The 26,224-nt window shown below is 60.6% G+C and carries 21 protein-coding genes; 17 read left to right on the top strand and 4 right to left on the bottom strand.

Annotated elements, in window-relative coordinates; genetic code table 11:
• Positions 1-6: 6 nt before the first annotated feature.
• The 7 genes from EDD75_RS05550 to EDD75_RS05520 all read left to right on the top strand — a co-directional run bounded on the left by EDD75_RS05550 (position 7) and on the right by EDD75_RS05520 (position 4,121).
• Complete coding sequence (locus EDD75_RS05550) at positions 7-393, top strand: putative zinc-binding protein (RefSeq protein ID WP_123929286.1); 387 nt, start codon at positions 7-9, stop codon at positions 391-393.
• Positions 394-435: 42 nt separating this feature from the next.
• On the top strand, positions 436-1,599 hold the full coding sequence (locus EDD75_RS05545) for a permease (RefSeq protein ID WP_123929283.1): 1,164 nt from the start codon (positions 436-438) through the stop codon (positions 1,597-1,599).
• Positions 1,600-1,651: 52 nt separating this feature from the next.
• Positions 1,652-1,888: a thioredoxin family protein gene (locus EDD75_RS05540; protein ID WP_123929280.1), complete on the top strand. Its 237-nt coding sequence runs from the start codon at positions 1,652-1,654 to the stop codon at positions 1,886-1,888.
• A 128-nt stretch (positions 1,889-2,016) separates the two neighbouring features.
• Positions 2,017-3,228: a chromate efflux transporter gene (chrA, locus tag EDD75_RS05535; protein ID WP_170157736.1), complete on the top strand. Its 1,212-nt coding sequence runs from the start codon at positions 2,017-2,019 to the stop codon at positions 3,226-3,228.
• A 16-nt stretch (positions 3,229-3,244) separates the two neighbouring features.
• The gene (locus tag EDD75_RS05530; protein ID WP_123929274.1) at positions 3,245-3,694 is read left to right on the top strand and encodes an arsenate reductase ArsC; all 450 of its coding nucleotides are present in this window, start codon (positions 3,245-3,247) and stop codon (positions 3,692-3,694) included.
• 90 nt (positions 3,695-3,784) lie between these two features.
• Positions 3,785-3,976 (top strand): AbrB family transcriptional regulator, encoded by a 192-nt coding sequence (locus tag EDD75_RS11500; RefSeq protein WP_342780956.1) that lies wholly within the window; start codon positions 3,785-3,787, stop codon positions 3,974-3,976.
• Positions 3,948-4,121 carry a PIN domain-containing protein gene (locus tag EDD75_RS05520; RefSeq protein ID WP_211328104.1) on the top strand — a complete coding sequence of 58 codons (174 nt, stop codon included), beginning with the start codon at positions 3,948-3,950 and terminating at the stop codon, positions 4,119-4,121. Before EDD75_RS11500 ends, EDD75_RS05520 begins: the two co-directional genes overlap by 29 nt.
• Before the next feature lie 8 nt (positions 4,122-4,129).
• On the opposite strand, the gene EDD75_RS05515 is transcribed toward EDD75_RS05520, so the two are convergent.
• The 4 genes from EDD75_RS05515 to EDD75_RS05500 all read right to left on the bottom strand — a co-directional run bounded on the left by EDD75_RS05515 (position 4,130) and on the right by EDD75_RS05500 (position 11,050).
• Complete coding sequence (locus EDD75_RS05515; protein ID WP_123929271.1) at positions 4,130-4,744, bottom strand: hypothetical protein; 615 nt, start codon at positions 4,742-4,744, stop codon at positions 4,130-4,132.
• A 38-nt stretch (positions 4,745-4,782) separates the two neighbouring features.
• Positions 4,783-5,796: a hypothetical protein gene (locus tag EDD75_RS05510; protein WP_123929267.1), complete on the bottom strand. Its 1,014-nt coding sequence runs from the start codon at positions 5,794-5,796 to the stop codon at positions 4,783-4,785.
• A gap of 326 nt (positions 5,797-6,122) precedes the next feature.
• Entirely contained in the window at positions 6,123-8,843 is a 2,721-nt protein-coding gene (locus tag EDD75_RS05505) for a cation-translocating P-type ATPase (protein WP_123929264.1), read from the bottom strand.
• A gap of 71 nt (positions 8,844-8,914) precedes the next feature.
• Positions 8,915-11,050, bottom strand: coding sequence for an HD domain-containing phosphohydrolase (locus tag EDD75_RS05500; RefSeq protein WP_123929261.1), 2,136 nt, complete (start codon positions 11,048-11,050; stop codon positions 8,915-8,917).
• A 1,091-nt stretch (positions 11,051-12,141) separates the two neighbouring features.
• On the opposite strand from EDD75_RS05500, the gene cobN reads away from it, so the two are divergent.
• From cobN to EDD75_RS05450, 10 genes are all read left to right on the top strand, one after another.
• Positions 12,142-15,996: a cobaltochelatase subunit CobN gene (cobN, locus tag EDD75_RS05495; protein WP_123929258.1), complete on the top strand. Its 3,855-nt coding sequence runs from the start codon at positions 12,142-12,144 to the stop codon at positions 15,994-15,996.
• Positions 15,997-16,008: 12 nt separating this feature from the next.
• Entirely contained in the window at positions 16,009-16,707 is a 699-nt protein-coding gene (locus EDD75_RS05490; RefSeq protein ID WP_123929255.1) for a hypothetical protein, read from the top strand.
• Positions 16,708-16,719: 12 nt separating this feature from the next.
• Positions 16,720-17,802 (top strand): ABC transporter substrate-binding protein, encoded by a 1,083-nt coding sequence (locus EDD75_RS05485; RefSeq protein ID WP_211328103.1) that lies wholly within the window; start codon positions 16,720-16,722, stop codon positions 17,800-17,802.
• On the top strand, positions 17,781-18,893 hold the full coding sequence (locus tag EDD75_RS05480) for a FecCD family ABC transporter permease (protein WP_123929252.1): 1,113 nt from the start codon (positions 17,781-17,783) through the stop codon (positions 18,891-18,893). The genes EDD75_RS05485 and EDD75_RS05480 overlap by 22 nt, the downstream gene beginning before the upstream one ends.
• A gap of 149 nt (positions 18,894-19,042) precedes the next feature.
• Entirely contained in the window at positions 19,043-20,086 is a 1,044-nt protein-coding gene (locus tag EDD75_RS05475; RefSeq protein ID WP_245963083.1) for an ABC transporter substrate-binding protein, read from the top strand.
• A 102-nt stretch (positions 20,087-20,188) separates the two neighbouring features.
• Complete coding sequence (locus tag EDD75_RS05470) at positions 20,189-22,546, top strand: copper amine oxidase N-terminal domain-containing protein (protein ID WP_123929249.1); 2,358 nt, start codon at positions 20,189-20,191, stop codon at positions 22,544-22,546.
• A gap of 111 nt (positions 22,547-22,657) precedes the next feature.
• Positions 22,658-23,476 carry an ABC transporter ATP-binding protein gene (locus tag EDD75_RS05465; RefSeq protein ID WP_123929246.1) on the top strand — a complete coding sequence of 273 codons (819 nt, stop codon included), beginning with the start codon at positions 22,658-22,660 and terminating at the stop codon, positions 23,474-23,476.
• Positions 23,463-24,437, top strand: coding sequence for an ABC transporter ATP-binding protein (locus EDD75_RS05460; protein ID WP_245963082.1), 975 nt, complete (start codon positions 23,463-23,465; stop codon positions 24,435-24,437). Before EDD75_RS05465 ends, EDD75_RS05460 begins: the two co-directional genes overlap by 14 nt.
• A 182-nt stretch (positions 24,438-24,619) precedes the next feature.
• Positions 24,620-25,429 carry an ABC transporter permease gene (locus tag EDD75_RS05455; RefSeq protein ID WP_211328102.1) on the top strand — a complete coding sequence of 270 codons (810 nt, stop codon included), beginning with the start codon at positions 24,620-24,622 and terminating at the stop codon, positions 25,427-25,429.
• Complete coding sequence (locus tag EDD75_RS05450) at positions 25,429-26,187, top strand: ABC transporter permease (RefSeq protein ID WP_123929240.1); 759 nt, start codon at positions 25,429-25,431, stop codon at positions 26,185-26,187. Before EDD75_RS05455 ends, EDD75_RS05450 begins: the two co-directional genes overlap by 1 nt.
• Positions 26,188-26,224: the final 37 nt, after the last annotated feature.

Raw genomic sequence — 26,224 nt, 5'->3', positions numbered from 1 at the left:
AAAACTATGGAAAAGCAAGACGGGCACCGGGTAGCGATTTTTACCTGCGCCGGGGGTTCGAACACCGGCCAGACCGCTAATGCCGCCGGGGTAAAGTTAGCGCAGGCAGGCTTGGGTTATCTCGCCTGTCTGGCCGGGGTAGGAGCGGGGGCGGAAAACACGCTTAAAAAGCTGGCGCAGGCGCAGAAGGTAGTTGTGATCGACGGCTGCCCGGTCGCCTGCGCTAAGGGAATGTTGGAAAAAGCCGGGGTGAAGGTGGATTGCCACGTTGAGGTGATGGCGCTGGGCGTTAAGAAGGATTTGGGCGTACTCGTACCGGACCCGGCGGCGGTGGCGCGGGTTTGCGAGGCGGTGAAGGAAGAGATGGAAAGGCGCGGGAGCAAGGCCGAATAGGAAACGAGGCGGACTATTAAAATTCCGGGAGGTTAGCGCGTTTTGACGGAACGGCAGCGGTTTTTGTTGCTTGGCGGCATCTTTTTGGCAGCTTATTTCTTGCCCGTATCTCACCCGCGGTTCGCAAGCGGGGTACTTGAGGCGTTTGCCATGCTGCACGAATACGCCCGGGAGCACGTTCTCTTCTGCTTGGTGCCGGCGCTTTTCATCGCCGGGGCTATGGCCAGCTTTCTTTCGTCCCAGGCGGTTATCAGGTACCTCGGGCCGGAGAGCAAGAAGTGGGCGGCTTACGGGGTTGGGGCGGTCTCGGGCGCGGTCTTGGCGGTCTGCTCCTGCACGGTGCTACCGCTTTTCGGCGGCATCTACAAAAGGGGCGCGGGGCTCGGGCCGGCAATCGCTTTCCTCTATTCCGGGCCGGCCATCAACGTGCTGGCGATTATCCTGACAGCCAGGGTGCTCGGCTGGGAGATCGGCCTTGCGCGGGCGCTGGGGGCGGTCCTTTTTTCGGTCGTCATCGGCCTGATCATGGCGTTTCTCTTCCGCCACGAGGAAGGAGAACGCTTGCGCGGGCTGGCCGCCGGGGAGCTTCTGCCGGGGCGAAGGTCTTTGGGCCAGACGGTGCTCTACTTTTTAGTGCTCGTGCTGATTCTAGTTTTTGCGGCCTGGGGCAGACCCGCGGTTGGGGCCGGCTTCTGGTACGCCGTCTACCAGGTGAAATGGTACCTGGTCGGCTTTCTCCTCCTGGTCCTGGCCTTGATGCTCAAGGGGTGGTTTGATAGGGAGGAGTTGCGGCTTTGGCTGGAGAGCACCTGGGATTTCACGAAGCGGATCATCCCGCTTCTCTTCTTAGGCGTCCTGATCGCCGGTTTCCTGATGGGGCGGCCGGGCACTGATGCGGGCGTGCTTCCAGCGAAGTACATCGCCGGTACCGTTGGCGGTAACAGCCTGGCGGCCAATCTGATCGCCTCCGTGGCCGGGGCGCTGATGTATTTCGCTACCTTGACCGAGATTCCGATTGTGCAGGGGCTCTTAGGGGCTGGAATGGGGAAGGGGCCGGCGCTGGCCCTGCTTTTGGCGGGGCCGGCCCTGAGCCTGCCCAGTATGCTGGTAATCAACAGTTTCCTCGGACCGAAGAAAACATTCACCTACGTCTTTCTGGTGGTCGTGATGGCCACGCTGACCGGGAAGATTTTTGGCGCTCTTTAAGGAGCGAATTACGCTTCGAGGGGCAGATTCAAGCGCGAAGGGGGTGAAGGCGATGCGTGAGGTAAAAGTGTTGGGTCCCGGTTGCCCCAAGTGCCGGGCGCTGGAGGAAGAGGTCCGGAAAGCGGTGGCGGAGTTGGGGCTGCCGGCGAGGGTAGAAAAGGTTACCGATATCCGCGAGATTGTTAACTACGGCGTGATGCTGACGCCGGCGCTGGTGGTCGACGGCCGGGTGGTGGTGAGCGGCCGGGTGCCGTCGCGGGAGGAGATTAAAAGGTGGCTCCAAGAGTAGCGCGGGTGTCGGGTGGCAGCCGGGGCAGCGCGGCGCGTCACGGGCGCTTTGTTTGTGGCCGCAGGGATTTACTAACTGTTTGGTCTATCTGCATCACCTGGCATAGTGAAAGAAAAGGGGGCGGTGCGGTGGCTGATAAAGCGGATACGGGCAGATCAGATAGCGGGCTGGTTTCGGTAAGCCTGGTGCAGATCTTTCGGATCTTTTTCCGTGTTGGGCTCGTGGCCTTCGGACCGGCGATGCTGGCGGAGATGAAACGCCAGGTTATCAAGAGATACCGCTGGTTACGGGAGGAGGAACTGCTGCAAGGCTTGGCGCTGGCGCAAGTGCTTCCGGGAGCCACGTTTGTTTCTCTTGCCGTATGGGCGGGGAACCGGTTACGGAGGGCGGCGGGGGCGGTGGCCGCCTTTAGCGGGCTTTTGCTACCTCCTTTTGCGATAATGCTTCTGGTATCGTATCTTTACTTCGCTTACGGGAACCTGCCGGGAGCGGCTGCAGTGGTTGCGGCGCTTGGCGCGGTGGTGGTTGCGCTGGTGGCCAACGCCACGCTCGATATCGGCCGGACAGCGCTCAAGGACTGGCGGGGTGTGTTCATAGCCGGGCTTGCCTTTGCCGCGGCGCTGTTGCACCTAAACCTGGTGGCGGTGCTGGCGATAGGAATCGCTGCGGGCCTCGTGCTATTCCGGACACCGCCCGCTGCTGAAGGCCCGCCCCCGGAAGACACCGGACGGCGCTTTCCGCTGCAGGCCCTGGCGGTGTTGGCGGTGGTGTTAGGAGCTTTGGCCGCCCTGGCGGGTTTTCACCCGCCACTCTTGAGCCTGGGGGCTACCTTTTTCAAAATCGGCCTGCTGGTTTTCGGTAATGGCTACACCATGCTGCCCTTTATCCAGCAGGAGGTAGTTGACCTTCATCACTGGGTAACAGCGCGCGATTTCGCCGCCGGTGTGGCTTTTGGGCAGGTTACTCCTGGTCCGGTAGTGATCACCGCCACTTTCATAGGCTATCGCGTTGCTGGTGTTTTAGGGGCGTTGGCGGCAACGATCGGTGTTTTCGCCCCCACACTTTTCCTGGTGCTCGCCGCGTCCCCGGTGCAGGCGCGGCTCCGGTCGAGCCCCTGGGTGCGGGCGGGCGAGCAGGGCTTAGTAGCCTCTTTCGTAGGGCTGATGGTCCTGGTGGTTTTTAATCTAGGACGCTACGCGCTCGGTAACGTTCCCGCCTGGATCGTAGCGACCTCAGTCTTGGGTCTTTTGCGTTTTAAGCGTCTTGATCCCTTGTGGGCGGTAGCGGGCGGCGTTTTGCTCTACCTCGTTCTTCAAAGGGCGGTAGGGGTGCTCATTTAATATGGGGGTTCGGGAAATGGGTGAAAAACCGCTTAAAGTGCTTTTTCTCTGTACCCAGAATTCCTGCCGCAGCCAGATGGCCGAAGGGTGGGCGCGCCACCTCAAAAAAGGGGTGTTAGAACCCTATTCGGCAGGAACGGCGCCGGCCGCCGTCCACCCGTTAGCGGTGCGGGTGATGGCGGAGGCCGGGGTGGATATCAGCGGGCAGCGGGCGAAGCACGTGGACGAATTGCGAGAGATTGAGTTCGACCTGGCGGTTACTCTCTGCGACAGCGCGCTGGAGAGCTGCCCCGTGCCGCCGCGGGCCAAGAAAGTCATCCACCAAGGTTTCCCTGACCCCGCAAAGGCTAAAGGTTCGGAGGAAGAGGTGCTCGCTGCTTTCCGCCGGGTGCGGGATATGATCCGGGATTTCGTCGCCGGGCTGGGGGCGGATTTAGATATTGGTCGCCAAGCAACGGAGGAATGAAGGCCTGAAGTAGGGGAGAGGAGAACCGTAATGTTCGCCAGGCTTTCAAGAAAGGGCTAGGTCACCTTACCTGCCGAGGTTAGGAAACTTTTGAACCTCCGTCCCGGGGCGCGCGTCCGGTTTGTGGTCGAGAAGGATGCCGCCCGGATTCTCCCCGTCGAAGGGGGAATCGAGACGCTCAAAGGCGCCGTTAGGGTTCCAGCGCCGCAGGATTTCAAAGCCGCCCGCCACAAAGCAATGGAGGAACGCAGCCGTGAAAAAAGCGCGCGCACTCGACGCTAACGTTATTCTCCGCTTTCTGACTAACGATGTTCCAGAGCAGGCAAACCGTTGCGCTAAGCTATTAAAGCGGGTTGAAGCCGGTGCCGAAGAAGTCTGGTTGCCCGACCTTGTCCTGGCAGATATCATCTGGACCTTAGAAAAATAAGGAAAAGGTTATAAGGCCTTTTGCCTAACCATTTTTTCAATTTCGGATATGTCTCGTGATAATTCAGGGAGATAGTTTACGGCCTCATTTCCTTCAACCCGAAATTTTCCCTGCCAGCAACCCACAAGCCCGAGACGATTCATTTTCCCTTCTTCTCCATTAGCCTTTTTGTAACCAATATATCCTCTCTTTAAGAAAACCAGCATCTTTTCTCCAACTTCAAACTGTGCCTCATCAGCAAAATGCCTTACTAAGAAGGGATTCCCCTTTCTTAAGGCAACGTCTAACGGTGGTCTCATCTGTCCCCCCAGGACCACGATCTTGACCTCATCATTTAACCCGATGGAATTATAAAGAAAGCGTTCTACCTTGATAGTCACCTCCCGATAACCTAACGCATCTTCAAACCAACGGTTTCCTTCAGAAGCCAGCTTGGTACCAGAAATATTGGTCACTTCGCCTGTAAGGATTACCTCTGAATCCTTGACAATTTTTTCTAAAGGTTGCCCAGCAACCAGAACAGTATCATTAAATTTTGGTTTGGGAGAGCAGATAAGAGCCAAGCCCAAAACCACTGTGACGGGGATAAGAACTGACAAGCCGATTTTCAATGCCTTTTTCATAGAACCATACCACTTCCTTTTAGGAAGCGTCAGTTTTTTTATCCCCTGCGGGTGCGCCGCACCCAGAAGACCGAACCGGCTATAACGGCAAGCAAAGCCCCGACGGTGTAAGCGGGCCAGGCAGGGCGCGGCGAGTGCCGGCTCGCAACAGTTGGAATACCTGTTTCCCTATCAGGCTGGGCCCGCATCTTTTTTAGGACCGGACCGACCGTACTGGCCACTGCGCTGCGCGGATAAAGCTTACCGCTTTTTAAGCCCCACGCCTCGTGGACGCCGCCGTGGAGCAGCGGAATGAAGTATTCTTCCCCACCAGCCGCAAAAACGAGAAAATCGGTATGCAGCGGCGGCAGAGAAAAGTGAGCATAGGCATCCGCCTGCTGAATCCCGTGTTCCCGCAGCAGGGCCTCTATCTGTTCAGGATTAGCGAGGAACTTAAGTTCTGTCTCCCTGAAGCTCCCGCCGACCTCGACCACCTGCCATTCCCCTTGGAAGTTTTCCACGCGGAAAGAAGCCACGGGGGTACCTGTCTGCGCGAAAACAGGAACCTCCCAATAGTAGCGGCAGCGCTCAATTAAGGGGATTACAGGCTTGTTTTCAATTAAGGCCTGGACCACAGCCGCGCTGGAAATGAAGACTTTAAAGGGTTCGCCCGCGGTAAGCTCCGCCGGACTGGCCACCCCGACAAGCGCGTCTCGACCCAGTTCCCCTTTATGCCGCACGAGAAAATCGAGTGGCCTGCCTCTCTCTATCGCTGCTTGCACCGCTTCTTTCTCCGGCGCTTTGGCCAGTGACTGGTTTGATAGAAGCTCCTTTATTGGCAGAGGTTTCGTCCCTTTTTCTGGCAAAGAGTCCGGATCTGGTGGTTGTGGACCCTTCGGGTCTGGAGTAACGATGTCCACAAGCCGTCCTGTTGTTGGGTCGGTAAATACGCCCGGTTTGGCGTTTGGATCTTGGGATGCTGCGGCAATCGTTGCGGCGACCAGAAGAACCCAAGAGAGAGCAACCGTGATCATAATTCCTTTAAGCCGCTTGGTGTTGCTCTTGGGAGGCATAGGTGTTCGCCTTCTTGTCCTTAATAAAATCCCTTGATCGCGCTGTTAATCGTAGCATAATGTAACCCTGCTGCGGGGTCAAGTCCGATTTGGGGTATGTAGCCCGTAGACCAGTAGCCGGAAGACCTTTTATTCGCGCGGCGGGAGTTCGTGGTCTATCTCCGGCGGAAGGCGTAGCGATACCGGCGCCGGCGGGCTGTTGTTCCTGGTATTGAAGTATCGAGGTAGCCGGTGGTTTTGCCGTTAGGGTCTTTCACCAGGCTGGCGAGGCACCACTAGTCTTTGAAGAGAAAGCGCGGTTTTCATGGGGCTATCGGCGGCGCTGCTCATCCTGCTCGGCGGGCTGGTGCGGAGCGGCGGCGCCGAGTCAACCACTTCTCGATCTCGACCGCCCAGAAGATGAGGCTGCCGAGCGCAAAGCAAAGGAGGAGTTCGGCCGGGGTAAGGGCGACGGTGCGGAAGACGCCTTGCAGCGCCGGGGTATAGACGACCGCGAGCTGCAGGGCGACGGTGAGGAGGACGGCGCCGCAGGCCGCCCGGTTGGAAAGGAGCCCGGCGGTAAAAAGAGAGGTTTTGCCGGTGCGGATCGCGAGGACGTGGGCGAGCTGGGCGAAGGCGAGGGTGGTGAAGAGGACGGTCTGCCACGCCGGGTTGCCGCTGCGCCAGAGCCAGTAGCCAATGCCAAGGCAGATCGCGGTCATGAGGCCGCCGACCCAGAGGATGTGGGTGCCTAAGCCGCCGGCGAAAATGTTTTCCTGCGGCTTTGGCGGCGGCCGGCGCATCACGTCGGGCTCGGCGGGCTCAACCGAAAGGGCGAGGGCCGGGAAACCGTCGGTGACCAAATTAACCCAAAGAATCTGGAGCGGGGCGAGGGGCACCGGCATGCCGCTCAGCATCCCGGCGAAGATGACGAGGATCTCGCCTAAGTTTGTCGTCATTAGGTACTTGAGGAATTTCCGCACGTTATCGTAAATCACCCGCCCTTCCTCAACGGCGGCGACGATGGTGGCGAAATTGTCGTCGAGCAGCACCATATCCGCGGCCTCTTTGCTCACGTCGGTGCCGGTTATCCCCATCGCTACCCCGATGTCGGCTTTTTTCAAAGCGGGGGCGTCGTTTACCCCGTCACCGGTCATTGCGACGATATGCCCCTTTTTCTGCAGCGCCGCCACGATTTTCAGCTTATCTTCGGGCGCGACCCGGGCGTAAACAGAAACTTCATCAACCAGGTTTTCTAATTCTTCCGCCGCCAACGCTTCTAACTCCTGGCCGGTCAAGACGCGCCGTTCGGCGGCGATACCGAGTTCGCGGGCGATGGCGAGCGCGGTTAAGGGGTGGTCGCCGGTGATCATCACGGGATCAATCCCGGCCCGGCGGCAGGTGGCGACTGCTTCTTTAGCTTCCGGCCGGGGCGGGTCGATCATCCCCACGAACCCGGCAAAGATCAGGTCACGCTCGATTTCTCCTTCCGCCACGGCTTCCGGGAGGGCATCGAAGGGGCGGAAGGCGACCGCGAGCACCCGCAAGCCTGCCCGGGAGAGGCGCTCGTTGGCGCGGCAAAGCAAGTCCTGCCACTCGCTCAGCGGCTCGGCTCTCCCGTCGACCCATACCCGGTCGCAAATTTGGAGAAGACCGTCAACGGCGCCCTTGGTGAAAAAGATGTATTGCGGCCGCTCCTTTTCGCAGAGCTGGGGGAGAATGGTCCGGCACTCCTCATGGACCTGGTGGATGGTAGTCATCCGCTTTCGCTCGGAGGTAAAGGGAATTTCGGCTACGCGGGGCAGGAAGTTTTCTAACACGGGCTTGCGGAGATCAAACCGGGCCGCCGCAACCACCAGGGCCCCCTCCGTCGGGTCTCCCACGTAGGCGGGCTGGCCGTCTGCTTCGGTTAGCACAGCGTCATTGCAAAGCGCGCCGGCGGTCAGCAGCAGGGAAGCGGGGGGCAGGAGAGGCGTGGCTGCTTTTGCGCCGGAGAGGTCGATGGTTTTAAGTCCTTCCGTTGTTTCCCGGGTCGGGAGCAGAAGGGTGGTAACGGTCATCCGGTTTTGGGTGAGGGTCCCGGTTTTGTCGGTGCAGATTTTGGTGACCGAGCCGAGGGTTTCCACGGCGGGGAGTTTGCGGATGAGCGCGCGGCGCCTAAGCATCCGCTGGGCGCCGAGGGCAAGGGCGATGGTGACGGCCGCCGGGAGCCCCTCTGGCACCGCGGCGACGGCGAGGCTCACGCCGGTGAGGAACATCGTTTTCAGATCCTGACCCTGCATAATCCCGAGGCCGGTTACGACGGCGACGATAACGAGGGCGATGACCCCGAGCGCGCGCCCGAGGGCCGCCATCCGGCGCTGTAAGGGTGTAGGCTCTCTTTCGACCGTCTGGATCAGCGCGGCGACGCGGCCGAGTTCGGTCTTCATCCCGGTAGCGACGGCCACCGCCAGGCCTCTCCCGTAGGTAACGGTCGTCCCCTTATAGACCATATTCTCCCGGTCGCCAAGGGGGGCGTTCGCGGCGACGACCGCGGCCGCGTTTTTTTCTACGGGCACCGACTCGCCGGTTAAGATGGCTTCGAAGACTTTGAGGTTGGCCGCCTGGAGCAACCGCCCGTCCGCAGGCACGATGTTGCCGGCCTCGAGGAAAAAAATGTCCCCGGGCACCAGCTCCCGCGCCGGGATTTCCTGCACCTTGCCGTCGCGCAGGACCCGCGCGGCGGGAACAGCGAATTTTTTAAGCGCGGCCATCGCTCGCTCGGCGCGGTATTCCTGGGTGAAGCCGAGAATGGCGTTGAGCACGACGATGACGAGGATGGCTACCGCATCTTTGTATTCACCGAGGAAAAGGGAGACGACGGCGGCGACGATGAGGACAACGACCATCGCCGCGGTGAGCTGCTCCCAGAGGATGCGCCAGGGGCTCTTGGGCGGGGTTTCGGTGAGTTCGTTGGGACCGTATTTTTGCCGCCGGAGACCTGCTTCGGGGCTGCTTAAACCGGTTGCGGCGTCGCTGCCGAACTCGTGAAGGACCGCCTCCGGTGCCATTTCATGCGCATTAGTCATCTTTCGGCTCCTTTCTTGAGAGTGATAACCCGGAGCACGACCTCCACCAAAACTCCTATAGCAACTTTACACTAAGCGAAAAAAGCATTTTGCGCAAGAAGGCTATCAGGGTACCCTTCCGATTTAGCAATATCTTTTATTTCGTCTTGCGGAATCCGCAAAAATGCATCCACCACCCGGGGATCGAATTGCTGGCCTGCGCACCGTTTCAACTCCTCCCGCGCCCTTTCCGGGGTGAAGGCCTGCCTGTAAGGCCTGGCGGAGGTCATGGCGTCGTAGGCGTCGGCTACCCGAATAATACGCGCCAAAAGCGGGATCTCCTCTCCGGAAAGGCCGGCCGGATAACCGCCGCCTCCATAATCTTCGTGATGGTGCCGCACGGCCGCAATAACCGCTGCAGGAAACCGGGCCGGCTCCAGGATTCTCGCTCCTACTTCGGGATGTTTCTGCATCTCTTTTCTTTCTTCCGGGGTTAGGGGGCCCGGTTTAAGAAGAATATCTTCGCGTACGCCAATTTTGCCTAAGTCGTGTAAAAGGCCGGATAGGTAAATCTGCTCCTGTTCTTCAGGAGACAGCTCCAGTTCCCGTGCACATGCCCGCGCCCATTTAGCTACCCGGACAGAATGCCCTCTCGTGTACATGTCCTTGGCCTCCAGGGCTGCTGCTAGCGCCTGCACGGTACTCGAGTAGTGCTCCCGCAACGAGGAGTAAAGGCGGGCATTTTCCATCGCCAAGCCTGTCTGACTGGCAATAGTCACCAGGTAGCCGATTTCTTCTTCTCCCCAGCGATACGGGACAGAATGATAAACTGTCAAAGTGCCCAAAATTTTCCCGCCGGCCCGTACGGGAACCGAGGCCACGGCTCGCATCTCGGCTGCGTAAAGGGGCGGGCGCATTCCGAGTTCCTTCGCAGCCAAATCTCCTGCTACGACAGGTTCTCCCGTCTGGAGCACTTTGCCCAGCAGGGTGCCCTCCGGCTGGATGCGGGCGATCCCTTCTTGCAACTTAGCGCTTATACCCAAGCTGGCTCTTAGCACCAGTTCGCCGGTGTTCTCGTCAAGCAGCCGCAGGAGGCACCACTGTGCTCCCAGCACGTCCCGCACACTTTGCATGGCCGCTTCAAGCACCAGGTCCACATCCAGGTGGCTCGATAGCACCTGCCCCACTTCGATTAGCCGTTCGAGCATCGCTGCTCTTTCCTGGACCTTTCGGAAAAGGCGGGCGTTTTCCATCGCCAGCCCGAGAGCGGTGCCCAGGGTGGTTAAGAAGATGTCTTCTTCTTTGCTGAAGTGCTGGCCTCCCGGCTTGCCCGCTAAGGTAAGTACCCCCGTCACCTTGCCCCCAACTGTAAGAGGTACCGCCACTGCCGGCCGCTTTTCTTCGGGCGTGCTTTCTTGAGGACGGCTGTTAAAATGCGCGGCGGCAGCTTCTCGCTCAACGGTGGCTATTGTTTCCCCCGCAGGAATGATCTTCAGTTCGCTCGACGGTTCGATGGTAGCCGCTACTTCGACAGTCGCCGCCCTTGGTTCTGCTTTGCCCAGCATTATCACCGACCCGCTGGTGGCGCCAGTCAATTCCAACGCCGCCTGAAGCCCCCGCCGGGCAGCTTCGGCCACCTGCAGACTGCCGGAAACGATTTTGCTGAATTCAAAGAGAGCCGTAAGTTCGTTTACCTTTTTCTGTAGTTCCTGCTTGGTATACAGGAGCTGGGCCACGGTCTCCGTTACTGCCCGCATCATCTCCGTGACGGTCGAAAGCCGCTCTTCAGGCCAGACGGGTACCGTTTTGCTCGCCGCCAAAAGCTCTTCCCGCTCAATACAGGTTTCCTGGGCCAGTTGCGCCACCGCCTCTTCTGCCAGTGGCTCAAGCGCTACGTTGCCACTCATCAGCACCGCTACCGTTTCCCCTGCTACCCGCAGGGGCACCGCCAGGTGTACCAACCCGGCATGGCAGGTGTGGAGAACCGCCTTTTCCGCGCGCGCGGCAGCTCTGGCCGTGGCCACCCGCGAAGCTACGCACCTATCTCTTCCCTCCTGGTTAGCGTTAAGTAGGGCGCAGAAAGAGCACAGGTTGGTGATTTCGGTAAGCGGGCACCCGTCCGGGTAGGTGACCAGAGCTGCCACCCCTAAAGCCCGGCTCATGGTTTCTTGGAGTTTTTGTAAATGTTTTAGTTCTTTATAGTATTGTATTAACTTTTCCTTCTCCATAAAATAAACCGCATCCCTCCTACTGCCAGCGCTTACCAGCAAAGACCCGCTTGCCATTCCGCTCGAAGGCTAAATGCCGGTTCCTTCGCAACCCCCTTTTGCTCCCTTGTCCGCGTTCATCCTGGTGTTGGCCGCGGCGAGCAGAGCGCCCATTTCTAACCCTCGGCCGGTAAGCGCGGGTGATCCAGATCGCCCAGGTAAGGGGGAGGAGGTAGATGCGAGATCACCCGCAGCCTATCAGCGAACGGGGGGCTTCCGGGCGCGTCTTTTTTCTTCCTAGGGGCCCTGGGGTCGGCAATCGTGTTGGTGGCCTGTTGCTAATTATGTTCTATTTGCCGAACAAACTCTAATTCCTGCCCTTAATGTCAAAAAAAGTCGTTATACTAACCGGTTGATCGATTAGCTTGGTAATGTTGCAAACACAGCAGCCTGCATTTTCTTTAAGAAGTTGCCGCGGATTAAGACAAGAAGATTTCCCGTCATCGCACCCAACCTGGGCTGGCGCGCAAAAGGCGCTACGATCCATATTAAGGGCTTGGGGTGGTACAGTTTTTATCCCTCAGGGCTTAAAATTTCAAGGAAAGATCTTCTGGCTGGCGAGTATGTTCCTTTTAAACGGGGGTTTATCGGTCCCGAATGGGGAAATAAACGCCGGAGTGGGGAGTTACCACGGGCGAGTGCGGGAAGAAAGCGGTTTGGGCGCCAAAGTTGGCCGCTTGCGACTGGCGTCGTTGACAGGTTGGTTGGCATGGCTTAAAATCCCTTTAAGAGCCGGGTGCTGGTAATCTTGCGAAGGCGTTGGCCAACCCGGCAGGATAGATGCGGCGTCTCATGGAGAGGCGCCCGGGAAAGCCGATCCAGAAGTACCGTTAGTTCAACTTTGGGGACCACGGAGGTCACCTGAAAAGGTTATCTCGCGTGGTCTTTTTTATTTTCCGGTTTTCGGGCGGCGGCACGGCTTCCCGGTGCCGGGCTCTGTTTCGGGGCTACGCGCTACGTGCTATCCGCTCCATGTTTTTCGTTGCCTCTTGCACGTCGAACTTCGAACGTGGAACGTCGAACGCCGAACGTTTTTAAGGAGGGGGTTGGGGATGAAAAAAATTGCGGCGGTGGTTTGGCACAGTCACGCGACGACGCTCAGGCGCGCGGCGGCGGGAGTCGCGGGGGAGCTCCAGGTAAAGGTTTACTCGGCGCGGTACCTCGACGAGGGGAAGGAGGACTTCGCGGCGGCGCTGGCGGACCTCGCGGCGGCGGACCTCGTTTTCTTCTACCGTTCGGCAGGGGAGACGATCTGGGCGGAGCTCGAGGCGGCGGTGAAGGATTTCCGGCAGCCGATAGTTTGCGTGGCGCACGACCCGGCGCTCTGGGGTCTCTCCACGGTGCCGACGGCGGTGGTGGCCCGCTGCTACGAGTACATCGTGCAGGGTGGGGTCGAGAACTTCGCCCGGATGCTACGGTTCATCGCGGCTACGGTCCTCGGGGAACCGCTGGCCGTCGAAGAGCCACAGGTTTTCCCGTGGGAAGGTATCTACCATCCGGACGCGCCCAGCATCTTTACTGGGGTTGAGGATTATCTGGCGTGGTATGGCAAGCCGGGCCCGTACGTAGGGTTACTCTTCGCCCGGAACCAGTGGGTGAACGGGACGCTGGCGGTGGAGGACGCGCTCATCCGGGCGATAGAGGCGCGGGGCCTCGGCGTTATTCCGGCCTTCTGCTACTCGCTGAAGGACGAGGGTCTGGGGACTAAAGGTTCCGGCGAGGTGGTGCGGGAGTTCTTCTTCGACCCGGCAGGAAAGCCCCGGATCGCGGCGCTGGTGAAGCTTTTGGCCTTTTTCTTAGCAGCCCGGGCGCGGACGGACGACTTTATCCGGGAGGATGTTGCGGCCTCAGGGGTGGCGCTGCTGAAGCGGCTTGGGGTGCCGGTATTCCAACCAGTCGTTTCGTTTTACAAGTCGGTTGACGAGTGGGCGGCAGACCCGCAGGGGCTTTCCCAGGATATCGCCTGGACGGTGGCGCTCCCCGAGTTCGAGGGGGTGATCGAGCCCGTTTTCTTAGGTGCGGCGCGGCGGGAGGGGGACTTGGAGATCCGGACGCCAGTGCCGGAGCGGGTCGCGCGCATCGCCGCCCGGGTGGCGGCCTGGGTGCGGCTGCGCCAGAAGCCGGTGGCCGAGCGACGCGTCGCCTTTATCCTGCACAACAACCCCTGCGCTTCGGTGGAGGCCACCGTTGGTGGCGCGGCGCACCTTGATAGCCTGGAGAGCGTGGCGCGGATCTTACAACGGCTGCGGGAAGAGGGTTATCAGGTTGAAGCGCCGGCGGGCGGCAAAGAGCTGATCGACACGATTATGGCGCGGAAGGCGATTTCGGAGTTCCGCTGGACGACGGCGGAGGAGATCGTGGCTAAAGGCGGGGCTTTAAAGCTGATGCCGGTTGAAGAATACCGGGCGTGGTTCGATACCCTTTCCGACCGCGTGAAGGCGCGTTTGACCGAGGCTTGGGGGAACCCTCCGGGCGAGGCAAAAAACGGCGTGCCGGCGGCGATGGTTCACGACGGGAAGATCATCATCACCGGCGTGCGCTACGGCAACGCGGTGGTCTGCGTGCAGCCGAAGCGGGGCTGCGCCGGGGCGCGCTGCGACGGGCGGGTCTGTAAGATCCTGCACGACCCCGATATCCCGCCGCCGCACCAGTACTTAGCTACTTACCGGTGGCTGGAGCGGGAGTTTGGCGCGGACGTAATTGTCCACGTGGGCACGCACGGGAACTTAGAGTTTTTGCCCGGCAAGGGCGTGGGTCTCTCCGGGGACTGCTACCCGGACTTAGGCATCGGGACGGTGCCACACCTTTACATCTACAACGCTGACAACCCGCCGGAGGGGACGATCGCTAAGCGGCGGAGCTACGCGACCTTGGTGGACCACATGCAGACGGTCTTGACGCAAGGCGGGCTCTACGACGAGTTGGCCGAACTCGACCAGTACCTCGAGGAATACGAAAAAGCGCGCTTGGCCGACCCGGCGCGGGCGCACACCTTAGAGCACCTGATCATCGAAGCAATCAAGAAGGCGAACCTCGACAAGCAGATTCCGGTAGAAGGCGGTCACGAGAATTTCGTCCAGATAAAAGAGAAGGCGCACGCGGTCCTTTCCGTCATCCGGAACACCCAGATCCAGGACGGGCAGCACATCTTCGGGGAGCTGCCGCAGGGGGAGCGCCGGCTCGATTTTTTGAACGCCATCCTGCGCTTTGACGCGGGGGAGCCGGTTTCCTTGCGGAAAGCGGTGGCACGGCTGATGGGGCTCGAGCTTGGCGAGCTTCTGTCCGCGCCGGAAAAAGTTTCGCTCCGCCACGGCAAATCCTACGGCGCGCTTTTGGAGGAGATTGACCGGGCAGGGAAGGCCTTTGTCGGCTTGCTGCTTAAAGGGCGGGCCGTGACGCACGAAGAGGCGGCAGCGGTGCTGGGCGAAAATCTATCGGCGCCGGAGCACCTTGACGCGCTGAACTCGCTTCTGCCGCGGGTACTGGACCTCAACGCGCGGGTGGAGGCTTCCCGCGAAATGGAGGCGCTGCTTGCGGGCTTTGCGGGCCGCTATATTCCCGCCGGCCCATCGGGCTTAATCACCCGCGGGCGGGACGACGTTTTACCTACCGGCCGGAACTTTTACTCCCTGGACCCCCACCGGGTGCCAACCAAGGCGGCCTGGGAGGTGGGGAAGCGGCTGGCGGAAAAGGTGCTCCTCAAACATCTCACCGAAGAGGGGCGCTACCCGGAGAATATCGCCATCTACTGGATGTGCAACGACATCATGTGGGCGGACGGCGAGGGCCTGGCCCAGATGCTCTATCTGCTGGGCTGCCGGCCGAAGTGGCTACCGAACGGGCGTGTAGCGGGGATCGAGGTAATCCCGCTGGCGGAGCTCGGGCGGCCGCGGGTTGACGTAACGGTGCGGGTAAGCGGCATCACGCGCGACAATTTCCCGAACTGCATCGAGCTTTTGGACGAGGCGGTACAAATGGTGGCCGCGCTCGACGAGCCGCTGGAAATGAATTTTGTCCGCAAGCACACCCTCGCCCAACTTGACGGGGCGGCGGATGCGGCGGCCTGGCGGGAGGCGACTTTACGCATCTTCGCTTCGAAGCCCGGGACCTACATGGCCGGGGTGAACTTGGCGGTTTACGCCTCGGCCTGGAAGGACGAGAAGGACTTAGCCGACGTCTTCGTCTACTGGAACGGCTACGCCTACGGGAAGGGGGTCTTCGGGCAGGAAGCCTTTAAGCAGCTCCAGGCGAACCTGAAGACGGTGGATGTGACCTACAACAAGGTGGTTTCCGACGAGTACGACCTCTTCGGCTGCTGCTGCTATTTCGGCACCCACGGCGGGATGACCGCGGCGGCCCGGGTAGCCTCGGGCAAGGAGGTCCGCACCTACTACGGCGACACCCGGGAGCCGGAACACGTCGAGGTCCGGACGCTGGCCGACGAGATCCGGCGGGTGGTGCGGACGAAGCTTTTGAACCCCAAGTGGATCGAGGGGCAGAAGCGCCACGGCTACAAGGGCGCCGGGGACATCTCCAAGCGGATCGGGCGCGTTTACGGCTGGGAGGCGGCGACGCAGGAGGTGGACGACTGGATCTTCGACGCGATCACGCGGACCTTTGTGCTTAACGAAGAAAACCGCAAGTTCTTCGAGGAACATAACCCCTGGGCGTTAGAGGAGATTGCGCGGCGCCTCCTGGAGGCGGCGGAGCGGGGCCTCTGGAATGCTGACCCGGAGGTGCTGGAAGGGCTCAAGGAGACCTACCTCGAGATCGAGGGGTGGCTGGAGGAAAAGATGGGTGACGTAAAGGGCGACTTCCAGGGCGGCGCCATCGACATCCTGACCGCCGAAGAGGTGGCCGACTGGGGCGCGAAGATGCGGGAGATCAGGGCGAAGTTAGGGGAGTAGGAGGTGGCAGGGATGCTCTGGCTGGAGCTGCCGAAAGGCTGGTACCGTGTTGGTGAGGTAGTTAAGGTCGGTATTTTTGCCCGGGGGTTCGCGGATTTGCCGGCGGAGGCGGGGGAGCGGCGCTTTAAGCTCTGGGCGGTCAACCCCTCGGGAGTGCTTCGGGAGCTACAGGTGACTCCGGGGGGCGGCAGCGAGGTGGCCGCGGTGGAGTTTCTCCCCGGTGAGCCGGGGGTGTACACGGTGGCGGCGGCGATAACGGGGGACGTTAATTTTTCCGCGCGGGCTTACTTTTGCGTGGAAAAGGAGCGCAACGTCCTGCCGGCACCGGCGGACGCGGGACTAACGGTTAGTCCGGTCTGGCACGAGGGTAGCTACCTCGACTGGCCGGTCTGCTTGGAGCTGCGGTTCAACGGGGAGCGGCTTTCAAAGGCCCCGGCGACCATTTTCCCCGGTTTGTGGCGAGGGGAAAAGTTTTCCCGCTTCACGGATGGGGTAGGGCAGCTTTTCCTCGACGGGCGGAATTGGTGCTACTGGCAGCTTGACGGCAAAAAGACCGAGAGCATGATCTTTTCTCCCTGGGGCGTTAACTGGATAGTTTTGGCCGAGCATACGGATGCGGGCAGCCGGCGGCACGTGGCGACCTGCACCTTCTGTCCCGCCGAAGCGGCACTCCGTTGCGGCGGTGCCGGAGAAAACCAAGGATTAGCGTGAGGAGGGGTTCTTTTGCGGCTTTTGGGGCGATTTGTAGGGATAGTTTTCCTGTTGGCGGCGCTGTTAGCTGGGGCGCTTCTGTCCAGCACCCAGCTTGCTGAGTGCTGGGCGGCACCGCAGAAGCGGATCACCGTCACCGAGTATTTCGTCACCCCGGCCGGGAAGATCGAGAAGCACGCGGTACGGGTGCCTTGCTCACCGAAGCGGGTGGTGGTGCTGGGCGGCTACCCGGCCGAGATGCTGAAGGCGCTGGGGGTGGAGAAGACGGTGGTGGCGGTGGACGACTGGACCCGGAATAAGGAGCGGTGGCCGGCCTACGTTAACCGGTTGCCTTCGGTCGGCCGGTCAAATACGCCGGATATTGAAAAAATCTTGGCGCTCAAGCCTGATCTGGTGATCGAGGGTTTTCTTGACCCGCGGCTGCGGACGCAATTAGAGCGGGCGGGCATCCCCTGCCTGAAGATCTACGGCTACAAGACGACGCTTATCCCGACGGAGATCCGGACGTTAGGTCTCGTTTTTAACTGCCGGAGCCGCGCCAACGCTTACGCGGGCTACATCGAGAAACACTGGCGGACGGTGCAGGAACGAACGAAGAAGCTTGCTTCCCGCCAGAAGCCGAAGGTCTATTGGGAATCCGGGCTGGGGGACTGGAGCACCCACGGCCCCGGCTCCGGCGCGCAACCGCTTATCGACTGGGCGGGCGGGATTAACATCGCCGCCGACCGGGGGATCGCCTACCCGAAGGTGAGCCCCGAATGGGTGGCGGCAAAGAACCCGGACGTCATCATCAAGTACGTTTCGGCGCCGGAATGCGGCTGGGAAGGAGACGTCAAGAAACTCGCAGAGATCCGGCAGCAGATCATGCAGCGGCCGGCGCTGCGGAACACCAACGCGGTGCGGCACGGGCGGGTTTATCTCATCAGCGCCAAGATTTCCTGCGCCCCCCGCGGCGCGGCGGGCGAATACTACGTCGCCAAGTGGCTGCACCCGGAGCTTTTCCGGGACGTGAACCCGGAGGCGGTCCACCGGGAGATGCTCAAGAAGTTCTACGGGGAGGAGCTTAGAGGCGTATGGGTTTACCCGCAGAGGTAGCGCGGGGACTGGCCGCAGAGTTTGACGCGGTAAGAAGCGCCTACGTGCGCCACACCGGGCGCAAACTCCTGCTCGCAGCGCTCCTGCTCGGCCTCACCCTGCTCATCGCGCTGGTGAGCACGGCGGTGGGGGCGGCCGGGGTGAGCGTGGGGGATGTCTGGCGGGTGATCCTGGGCCACCTCGGGGTTAAAACCGCGCCGGTTGGGGAACTCGCCCGGACGGTGGTCTGGGAGATCCGGCTGCCCCGCATCGTCTTGGCCACCATCACCGGGATGAGCCTAGCCGGGGCCGGGGCGGTGATGCAAGGGGTACTCAGAAACCCCTTGGTTTCGCCCTACACGATGGGGCTCTCGAGCGGCGCGGCCTTCGGTGCGGCGCTGGCGATTGTCCTCGGGACGGGCCTGGTAGGCGGGAACTACCTCGACGTCTCGCGCTGGCTTATCGTTACCAACGCTTTCTTCTTTGGGGGCTTGACCACGCTTTTGGCTTTCGGGCTCGCGCGCTTCAAGGGGATGGCGCCGGAGACGCTGGTCTTAGGCGGGGTGGCGATCGGCTATCTTTTTCAGGCCGGGGTCTCCCTCCTAAAATATGTTTCTAACAACGACGCCCTGAAGGAGCTCGTCGTCTGGCTGATGGGCGGCTTCTGGGGCGCCGACTGGCAGACGGTGGCGCTCCTGACGCCGGTGGTCTTTCTCTCACTGGCCGGGCTCTGTTTTTACGCCTGGGACCTCAACGTGCTCGGTGCGGGGGAGGAGGTGGCCGCGAGCCTCGGGATCAAAGTAGGCCGGCTGCGGGTCGTCACCCTGACGCTGGCCACCCTCGTCGCCTCGGCCACCGTTGCCTTTACCGGCATCATCGGCTTTATCTGCCTCATCGGGCCGCATATCTGCCGGATGCTGGTGGGCAGCGACAACCGCTTCCTGATTCCTTGCTCCTGCCTCGTCGGGGCGGTGCTGCTGTTGCTGGCCGATACCCTGGCGCGGACGGTTATTGCGCCGACAGAGCTGCCGGTGGGGATTGTGACCAGCCTGATGGGTTCACCTTTCTTCATCTACCTACTGATTAAAAAGCGGCGGCAGTGGTGGGGGTGAGAATGGAGGTTAGAGGTTAGAGGTTGGAGGTTGGAAGGAAGCAAGGAACACAAAGGAGTTTGGCGTCTATGTTAAGGAGGTGGGAATGACCGGGCAGGGGGTTAGAGAGGGAGATTTTGAAAGCGCGCGAGTTTTAGGAGGTGAGGCGGTTGCGTTTACGGTGGCCGGTGGCTTTGCTCGTGACGCTTCTGGTGGTGGTCCTGGGAACGCTTATGGGTTCCCGGACGCCGGCGGAAGCAGCTAAAAAGATTACCATTAAAGACTCCATGGGCCGTACAGTGCGCGTCCCCTGCCCGCCGCAGCGAATTGTGGAGGTAAACGGCGACGTGGCGGAGCTCATCTGCGCCTTGGGTGACGCGGGTAAAATCGTCGGGGCTTCAAGCTACACGCTGCAGGATAAGTTTTTCACTTCACGGCTCAAAAAGGCGCAGGATGTGGGCAAATCCTTCACCCCGAGCGTGGAGAAGATCCTGGCGCTCAAGCCCGACGTGGTCTTCGGCTACGGGAAGTTTTTGAAGCCCGAAATCATCGCGCAGCTCGAGCGGGCCGGCGTACCGGTGGTGCTGCTTGACTGCTACAAGATCAAGACGATGGCGGAAGATATCCGGACGCTGGGGGTGATCCTCAACCGCCAGAAGGAGGCGGCGGCCTATATCGCCTACTTCGAAAAGTACCGCAAGCTATTCGCGGACCGGGTGAAGAAGATTCCGGTGAATAGGCGGCCGCGCGTTTACCTGGAGCAGTACACCGACTACACGCTAAGCGGCCCGGGCTCTGGCGGCGCCGAGCTTCTAGACGGCGTCGGGGCGCGAAACATCGGCGCTGGGCTGCGGGTGCCCTACCCGAAGATCAGCCCCGAGTGGTTATTGGCGCAGAACCCGGATGTAATCATCAAGGCTTGTGGCAGCTCGATTACCTCCGGTTACGGCGAAAAGCCGGACGCGATGGCCAAAAAACGCGCCGAAATGATGCGCCGCCCCGGCTGGAGCAGGATCGCGGCGGTGCGCCAGGGGAAGGTTTATATGCTTTCGAGCGAGATCTTCACCGGGCCGCGGGCGATTGTGGGGATGGCCTACATGGCGAAGTGGCTCTACCCGCAGCTCTTCAAGGATGTGAACCCGGCGGCGATTCACAAAGAGATGCTTAAAAAGTTTCACGGGCTGGAGCTTAAGGGGGCCTATGTTTACCCGTAAAAATAACTTTGAAATTCGAACTTTAAACTGCAAACTGAACTGCAAACTGCGAACTTCGAACTAACTTTGAACCTTAATTGACGGGGGAGGGTTTTCATTTAGATGAAAAAGTCGTGTTTACATTTGCTCCTAGTAATCTTCGCAGTTGGGATTTACTCGGTTTTTGCTTTTGGCAGTGCTGCTTTTGCGGCCACGTCTAATTCAGCGCTTTGGTGTCCGAACGTAGCCCCGGAGACTACGACGCAGCTCGGCACCCTGCGGATGTATGAGAGTGCGGCGGGAAGCATTAAAGACGGCGACTGGGTGACGATCAGCTTGCCTTCTTATATTGAGTTGCAGAAGTTTCGGATCAAAACTACTGGGCTTATTGCTGTCAGTAGCGTAACCGTGGAGGTTTACGACAACGGCTTTGCCGTTTCTTCTGTGCCGGGCGAAGTTTATGCCTTTGGTCAGGAGGCGCCGCTCAAAGCCGGGGAACTTAATATTGCCGTGCTCAGCAAAGGTAGTTTTAACCTTATTGTGAAAAAGGCGTGGGACCCGTTAACGACCTCGTCTTTAACCGCGGTTGTTATATGGGATCAGGTTTATATCAAACCCGTAACACCAGAGGAGCTGGAATCCTCCGATATCAAAGTGACGCTCGACGCGCCTACGACCGCCGGCTTCTCTTCCGGCACGGTGACGGTAGGCAAGCTGCTTACTGCCGGCGGGAGCAGTATCACTGCGGCTGCGGCCACCGAGATCAGTGACGCTGGCGGGCAGATTGCCGACATCACCCTGAAGGAGGATTTCGCCGGGGCGCTGAAAGCGAATGCCGCCGATTTTCCGCAAGGGAACACGGTTAAGCTTGTCTTGAGTCCCGGCTTCACTTGGGACGCCGTGACCCTCATCCCGCAGGGGGGCTTTACGGGCGGCAGTGTGGAGTCCGCCGTTTACACCGAGAAGGACGGCTGCAGCGCCCTCTACCTAAAGATCAACGTAGCGAGCAGCGGGAGCCCCGGGCAGTTGGTGATCAAGGCTTCGGTCAAGGCGAACGAGCCCTTCGCTACCGCGCGCGACGTGAAAGTAACTTACGGCGGTACTAACCCGGGTGCCGGCGGGGAGAAGGTGGCGGAGGTGACGGCGGCGAAGTATCTCGTCTCCGGACTTAGCGCGGCGGCGAAGAGCACGCTCGATGTGGTGGCCGGGCGGCTCAACCAGCAGATCGGGAACTTTACGGTTACCGAGGGGATGAAAGGGGACCTGGCGCAAGGGCGGCTCCTGAGCCTCACTTTGCCTGAAGGGGCGAAGTGGAACCGGCTGCCCACGGTGGTGCGCGAGGCGGGTAACGGCCAGCTTGCTTACCACAGCACGCGCGACGAGGGGCGGACGCTGGTTTACTCCGTCTCCCAGGCCGGCACCAGCCGGACGGTCTTCTGCTTCAAGAACGCCACCGTGGACCTGGCGGTTTACGTTCCCGAGGAACTGACGGTGACGGTGAAGGGACCTGGCCTGAGTCAGAGCGTAACGGTAGCGAACGTGCAGGCGCCGGTGACCTTGACCCCGGCGGGTGGCACGGTACGGATTGGCCTGGCGGCGCAGCCGGTGGGGGCGATTACCATTCAGGAGAATGTCGTGGGGGCTTTGCGAGCGCGCGATGCAGCCGGGAACAGGGCGGTTTTGAAACTCACGCTGCCTTCCGGGGTACGCTTCAGCGCGAAGCCCACGGTGGCGGTGACGGCGGGCGACCTGGAGCTCGATACCACCGGGATTAAATTGGAAGATGACGACCGCACGCTTACCATCCCGGTAAAGCTCTCGAGCGCCACTCCGGTAGAGAAACCGGTGGCCGGTGGTGAGCAGGCTACGACAGAGGAAACCGCCCAGGAGGAAACCACCACGGAAGCGGCTTACGAGCAGACGGGCAGCACGGTGGTGGTGGACAACATCCTGCTCACCTTGGACCGGACGGTGCCGGTGGGGCCGGTCACCTGTGAGGTCAGCGGCAGCGCCCTGAGCGAGACGGAAACCCTCTTTTCTTCGTCGCTTAATAAGCTATCGTGTGTCCTGGCGGCGTGCCTGACGCCAGCGCCGGTGGCTATTCGCGCGGAGGCGGTCTTCACCATCGGTAGCACCAAGTACCGGGTCGGCAGCGAGGAGAAGGAGATGGAGGTGGCGCCTTACATCAAAAATGGCCGAACCTATGCGCCAGTACGCTACCTATCTTACGCGGCCGGTATCGGTGACGACCAGATCATCTGGGACGGCACCAACAGAACCGTGACGATTTTTGCCGGTAAGCGGGTGGTTCAGTTCAAACTCGGTGCCAAGTACTATCTCCTTAACGGCGTGCCCGTTTCCATTGATGCGGCGCCGGAGATCGTCAATGGCCGGACGATGCTCCCCTACCGCTTTGTGGCCCAGGCCTTGGGGTTCAAAGCCGAGTGGGACGGTGCGAAGCAACAGGTAACCATCCGGTAAGGCGTTTACGGTTCGAAGCTTTGGTCCGGGGTATCTTGGCCCAGCACTTGACCGGTTCGGTGCTGGGCCAGAAATACCCAAAAGGACTGCCCGCTGTAGGGAGGATGAAAGATGCGGCTGCAAGTAAAGGATGTTTCCTTCACCTACGGCAGCGTGCCGGCTTTAGAGAATATCACCTTCAAGGCATCGGGGGGTGAGGTGCTCGGGATCATCGGTCCCAACGGCTCCGGGAAGTCGACGCTGCTCCGGTGCCTGGCGCGGGTGCTCCGGCCCCGGCAAGGGACTATCTTTTTTGACGGGAAAAACCTGGCGGCGCTCCGCGGCCACGAGATCGGGCGTTGTTTGGGCTATGTTCCGCCGCCGGGCGGGCAGGCGGGTTTCCCCACGACGGTAGTCGAGACGGTCTTGCAGGGGCGGCGGCCTTATCTCACCTGGGGTGTGAGCCGGCGCGACCTGGAAGTGGTGAGTGCGGCCCTCGGCTATTTGGGGCTGACGCCCTTGGCGGAGCGGCTGCTGGGGGAGCTTTCCAGTGGGCAGCAGCAGAAGGTTTTCTTAGCGCGGGCGCTGGCCCAGGAACCGGAAGTTTTGCTCCTTGATGAGCCTACGGCGACGCTCGACATCCGCTACCAGCTGGAGGTGATGGCGCTGATCCGGCGCCTGGCCACAAAGGAGGGGCGCACGGTGGTGGCGGTGCTGCACGACCTGAACCTGGCGGGCCGCTTTGCGGACCGTTTGCTGCTGCTCCACGAGGGGCGGATCTTTGCCGCGGGGAAACCGGCGGCGGTGCTCACGCCGGCGAACCTCCGGGCGGTTTACGGGGTGGAGGCGGTGGTTACTGAGGCGCCGTGGGGGATTCAGGTGACCCCGGTAGCGCCGGCAACTGCGGCGGAAAAAGAGGCGCGGAAGGAGGCAGCGCTTGCGCGGGCGTAAATTCTTGCTCGTCAAAGGGGAACGGGCTAACTCGCGGCCTGTCGGTGAGGGCGATGCGGCTTATCCGGAGCGGGTAACCGCCTTTCCCCCGCAGGAGGAGTTGCTTCCGGAAGAAGCGGGACTGGCGGTGCGCGGCGTGGTGAAGCGCTACGGGCTGGTAACCGCCGTCGAAGGGGTTACTTTTTCTGTCAGGCGCGGGGAGATTTTCGGGCTTTTGGGCCCGAACGGCGCGGGGAAAACAACGCTGATCCGGATGCTTACCACCTTGGCCCGGCCTACGGCGGGGGAGCTTTTCGTTGCCGGAGTAAACGTGGCGGAAGATCCGGTAACGGTGAAGCGTTTAATCGGTGTAGTGCCCCAGGTCAACAACCTCGAGCGGGAGCTGACGGGCCGGGAGAACCTGGTTCTGCACGCGCTTTTGCACCGGTTGCCGAAGGAATTGCGGGAGAAGCGGATCCAACAGCTTCTCGACTACGTGGGGCTTGCCCACCGGGCCGACGACCGCGTCCAGAATTACTCCGGGGGCATGGCGCGGCGGCTGCTTATTGCGCGGGCGCTTTTGCACCAGCCTGCCATTCTTTTCCTTGATGAGCCGACGATCGGGCTTGATCCCCAGACACGCCGCAAGATCTGGGATCTAATCCAGCTCCTGAACCGTGATGGCGTTACGGTACTTCTCACTACCCACTACATCGAGGAAGCGGAGGCGCTCTGCCACCGCGTCGGGATCATCGACCGGGGGAAACTTATTGCCCTGGGGGCGCCGCGGGAACTGAAGGCGCAGTTAGGTGCTTTCTGTGTGGAATTTTTCGGCCGGGAGGGGATGCGCCGGGTCTTCTTTGCCACGCGGCAGGAGGCCAAGGCTTACGCCGGTACCCTGGTCGGGGACGTGACGGTGCGGCGGACGAATCTGGAGGACGTTTTCGTGGAACTCACGGGTAGGGAAATTCGGGGCGGGTAGGGTTTAAGCGATTGTGAAAGGCAAAGATGAACCGCCAAGACGCCAAGGATACATGACATGAAGGAAAGAATCCGGTAGAAGCAGATTATGAGGTAATTGCGAAGGATGTTTTAGGGCGGGAGAAAGAGGTATTAAAGACACCCTGCTAATTTGTTGATCTTGGCGCCTTGGCGGTAAAAAGGGTGAAGGCGGAAGGCGGAGGAACGAAGGAAATGCTGGAAGCTGCTGCTGGGAAAAGGCTCTGGGTCGAGAAAATCTATCCCGCTTGGCTGCCGCTGGTGCTGGCAATGGGGCTGGTCTGGCGGCGGCGCTGGTGGCGCTTTCTTGTTGGGGGACTGAACCGCCCGGTGCTTTTCCTGTTGCTCTTCGCCTGGAACTTTAAGGAAAATACAGCCGGCGTGCACTACCTCCACTTCCTCGTTCCAGGCCTGGTGGTGATGGCGGCCGTTACCGCGAGCTACAGTGACCTGGTTAACTGGTTCACGCTGCGGCGGACCTTTTACCGGGTGCTGGACGAGTACCTCCTGGCGCCGCTTGGGACCCGTTCCCTGCTGGCGGGTCATTTAATAGCCGGCGGCGGGAAGGGAGTGCTCATGGCCCTGCTGGTTTACCTGGCAGCCTGGGTGATAGTTGGTGGTTTTAAACTGTCGCTTTTCTTCGTAGTGCAGCTTGCCGTGATTGCCTTTACCTTTGCGGCCCTGGCCGTGGCGGTGGCGATGGTTGCCCGCGGGGACAAGGATGTGCTGATGTTCACCAACGCCCTGGTTTTCCCCTTGACCTTCTTTTGCGGCACTTTCTTTCCGGTAGAAAGGTTGCCGGGGGTCTTCACGAAGGTGAGCTGGTTTTTGCCCCTCACGGCGGGAACCTACAACCTGCGCTCGCTGGCACTACAGGGAGCGAACCACTGGAGCTGGTTCCTGCAGAGCCTGGGTTGGCTCGGGGCACTCTACCTTCTCGCTTACCTGCTCTTGGAGTGGAGGCGGCAGGACTGATGCGCCAAGTTGTCTTTGGCTGGTATCCGGTCGTCTGGGAGGAACTCCTCATCTGGCGGCGCCGCTTCTGGCTCTACTTTACGGTTTATATGCTTTCGCCACTCATCTTTCTCTTGAGTTTCGGGTACGGGGCGGGCCAGCGCTTCAAGCTGCTTATGCCCGGGGGGCTTAGTTACCTCGAGTTCCTGGTGCCCGGCGTGGTGGCGTTGTCGATCTTTAACAATGGGATTACTTCGGTAACCGTGCGCCTCTTTTACAACCGGCTGCACTTCAAGAGTTTTGAGGCCTACCGGCTGGCGCCAATGGCGGAAGCCGTGCTCTGGCTTGGCTACACGCTTGCGGGGGCGCTCCGGGGCCTGCTGTCCGGCAGCATCGTGCTGGCGCTCGCGCTTCTCTTCGTTCCTAACTTTCGTGTTTCTTTTGCCGGGCTGCCGTGGCTCGTGGCTTGCGCCTTTGCCGCGGGCGCTTTCGGGGTTTTCCTGGGGCTTTCCCTACGCTCTTTCGACGACCAGACGCTGATCAGTGAGTTCATTGTGGTGCCGATGACCTTTCTCTGCGGCACGCTTATCCCTCTCGAGCGGCTCCCCGGAGTCCTGCAGCACCTGGTCTGGTTGCTGCCGCTCACGCCGGCAACGCAGGTGGTGCGGGCGGGACTCATTGGAAATCCGGTGCCCTGGTCGGCCGTGGCCCTGCTCACCGGCTGGACGCTGCTTTTCGCCCTGCTCGGGCTGTGGCGGCTAAGGCGGGACGAGGAGTAGCGTTTGAAGTTAGCTTGAAGTTGGCAGTAGAAATTCA

The organism is Thermodesulfitimonas autotrophica (assembly GCF_003815015.1).
Lineage (GTDB): Bacteria > Bacillota > Desulfotomaculia > Desulfotomaculales > Ammonificaceae > Thermodesulfitimonas > Thermodesulfitimonas autotrophica.
The sequence above is the reverse complement of the archived record's forward strand: the minus strand, read 5'-3'. Positions and strand labels throughout refer to the sequence as shown.